At 69.7% G+C, this 3,032-nt stretch carries 2 protein-coding genes; both read right to left on the minus strand.

The features are described from left to right. A partial coding sequence (locus AC08OV_RS24270; RefSeq protein WP_476620398.1) for an ArnT family glycosyltransferase occupies positions 1-1,192 on the minus strand: 1,192 nt, incomplete at its 3' end. Further along, positions 1,189-2,940 carry a glycosyltransferase family 2 protein gene (locus AC08OV_RS24275; protein WP_476620399.1) on the minus strand — a complete coding sequence of 584 codons (1,752 nt, stop codon included), beginning with the start codon at positions 2,938-2,940 and terminating at the stop codon, positions 1,189-1,191. The genes AC08OV_RS24270 and AC08OV_RS24275, both read right to left, overlap by 4 nt. Positions 2,941-3,032 lie beyond the last annotated feature (92 nt).

Below are 3,032 nucleotides of genomic sequence, written 5' to 3' on the forward strand. Positions count from 1 at the left end.
GCCCCGGCCCCGGCCCCGGCCGAGCATGATGCAGCGGACCGCGTCGCGGCTGTGCTCCACTCGGCAGGACGGCGTCGAGCAGCCCTGCCACGCACAACGCGGCGAATGGGAGCATCGCGGTGATGTAGGGGTTGGGCAGGTAGCCGTTGCGGAAAACGAAGGCGAACTGCAGCAGCAGCAGTCCGGCGACGACCCGCAGCCGCCGCAGGGCGAGCAGGGGAACCGCGGCCGCAATACCGGCGAGGACCAGGTAGGGATCGAGATCGAGCCAGGACCGCACGACATGGTAGGTGTCACTGCCGGTGTCAAGCACGCTGCCGCTCGGGGCCCGGTCGAACAGCTGCCATCTGATCGCCCATTCCAGCGAGACGTGGCCGGGCCCCTCGAACAGCTCGTTCTTCGCGGCCGCATACAGGATGTAGATGCCGCACACGCCGATCAGGCAGCCCATGAAGTTGCGCCGCACGAATCGCCAGTTACGAGGATCACGATTCTGCCGGAGCAGTACGTACAACCCCGGGAGGAAGATCAGGACGGTTTCTTTCGACCAGAACGCGAAGGCCATGAAGATCCCGGCGAACGCCGCCGCCGCGACACTGCGGCGCGGCGACGCCGCGCACACCAGGGCGGCAAGCAGCCACATCACGGCGATGTTGTCGAGGAACGCCATCCGCTGATACCACAGGGCGAGCGGTGAAAGCGAGAAGACGAGCAGGGCCAGGCCGGCGAAGAACCGTCGTAGGCCGAGGAGCCGGCCGAACCGGTACAGTAGCACGCAGCTCACCAGATGCACGCCGAACATGAGCTCGCGGGCGGCGGTGACCGCCGTCGGCGCCCGGTTGAAACCATCAGTGATCTTCGTGTAGATGGCAATCAACAGCCATCCGCCGAACGGATGGTCGTACCAGTACGTGTAATGCGCGATCCGGTTCCAGTACTGCATCGAATACGCCTGGGCAGCATACGTGCCCTCGTCGTCGGTGACGCGGCCCGGCCAGCCGTCGAAGTTATAACCGTGCAGCACCGCCACCACCGTCAGGAGCACGGCGAGCAGGAGCAGGCTGCGGCGGCGGGCGCCGGCCCAGCCGACCAGTCGGCCGGCGAGCTCCCCGGCCCGGGCGGCGATCCAGGTCACGGCGGTCTGCGGGCCGAGCAGTCGGGGGTACGGGTTCGCGGCGTCGGGTGCGGTCACGACGCCACCTCCAGCTCGAAGCGGCCGGAGGCGGTGCTGTGGTGGGCCCCGGAGTGGGAGGTCTTCTCCCACTCGACCCGGCCACGCAGCAACCGGGCCGTGGCGCGCACCGCGGCGGCGGAAAGCGCGAGCTGGTACAGCGGGGCGCAGAGCACGAGCCGCACGCTGTCCCAGCGACGCAGATCGAGCCCGTACGCCTCGGCGAACTCGCGGAACGCCGCCTGTTCGGAGAAGACCGTCATGACGGTCGCACCGAACGGAAGCCAGAAGACGATGACCAGACCGGTCGGCGCCGCCAGGAACAACGTAAGGACCAGCGACACCGGCAGCAGGACGCCGGCGAGTGCCTGGAAGAACGGCATCGTGAGCATCTCCACCGCCATGATGCGCTGGCGTGCTCCCGGAAGCGCCCGCCAGTCCCCCTTGAAGAGGACCTGCATGAACCCCATCATCCAGCGGGTGCGCTGGACGACGAGTTTCGTGAGGCTTTCCGGGGTCTCCTCCCGGGTCGTCAGATCGGGGTGGTAGAAGACCGCGGTCGGGATTCCGGCGACCGAGGCCCGCACCCCGAGGTCACAGTCCTCGGTGAGGCAGGAGACGTCCCACCCACCGAGCCTTTCCAGAACCGTTCGCCGAATGAACACCGTATTGCCGCCAAGTGGGATGAAACGCGCGCGCGCCTGGAAACGCAGCCGCGACATGAACCAGATGTAGTACTCGAGGCAGTTGCGGGCCCGCCACCAGGAGGTGCCCGTGTCCAACCAGTGGAGGAACGCCCGCATCGGCGAGTGGTCCGCGGCGCGCCGCCACGCCGTGGCACGCGCGTTCATGAGCTGCACGCCGCCCTGGAAGATGCCGACGTCGGCGTGGCGCAGGGCCAGCGTGTTCACGTAACGCAGGAGTCCCCCGGCGATCAGGGACTCCGCGTCGACGACGCCGACCAGGTCTCCGGTACAGTGCCGGCGGGCGTCCTCCAGGGACAGGGGTTTACTACGCCGGCTGCCTTCGGGCGCGACGACCCGCACGTTGGAATGCCGGCCGGCGATCTCCTCGGCGACCCGCCGGGTCTCCTGGTCGACCTCGTCATGGGACACCATCACGACTAGTTCCACCAGGTCGTGGGGGTAGTCGCCGGCAAGGATCTGGGTCAGGGTCCGCCCGAGCACCGGCTCGTCGCGGGCGGGGACGATGAGCGAGAAGCGGTTGCGGGGCGCGAGGTTGCCGGTCAGGTCCACGTGATGCACCCGCTCGGGGCGCTGCCAGCTGTACTGGCCGCGCACGAGAGTCAGGCTGGCGACCAGCAGCATCAGCAGCGAGACGATCGTCCATGTGGCGAGCAGCACGACGTGGTGATGCTCGGCCGCACGCACCCCCAGCGTCACCGCGAGGGGCACGCTGACCAGCGCCCACACCCAGCGGCGCCGGCGGCTGGCGCCGGGGGTCGACCCGCGGGCCCGCGCCCGGAACCGACGGGACAGGACCAGGCCGCCGGTCACCGCCGCCACCGCGCCCAGCACCACGGCGAACGGCTGGCCCAGGCGCGGACCGCCGTACGAGACCAGCCTGATGTCCGGCGAACCGGCGAACATGTAGACGTACCAGCCGCCCGACTCGCACGCGAGCCGGGCGAGCCACGGGATCCGCCGGCCCCGGCCACCCCGGCCGAACATCCGAGGCAGGACGATCGCGAGTGCTCCGGGCAGGAGGTAGGACGTGCTCCCGTCGAGACCGGCCAGCTCGGACAGCACGAGGGCCGACGTGGTGTGCAGGGCGGCCCCCCACCCCGCGTGCCCCGACGCTCACCTCAGCCGTGGATCGCAGTGGCCGCGAGGTGGGGGGC

The organism is Frankia sp. CeTa3Moorea (assembly GCF_978021225.1).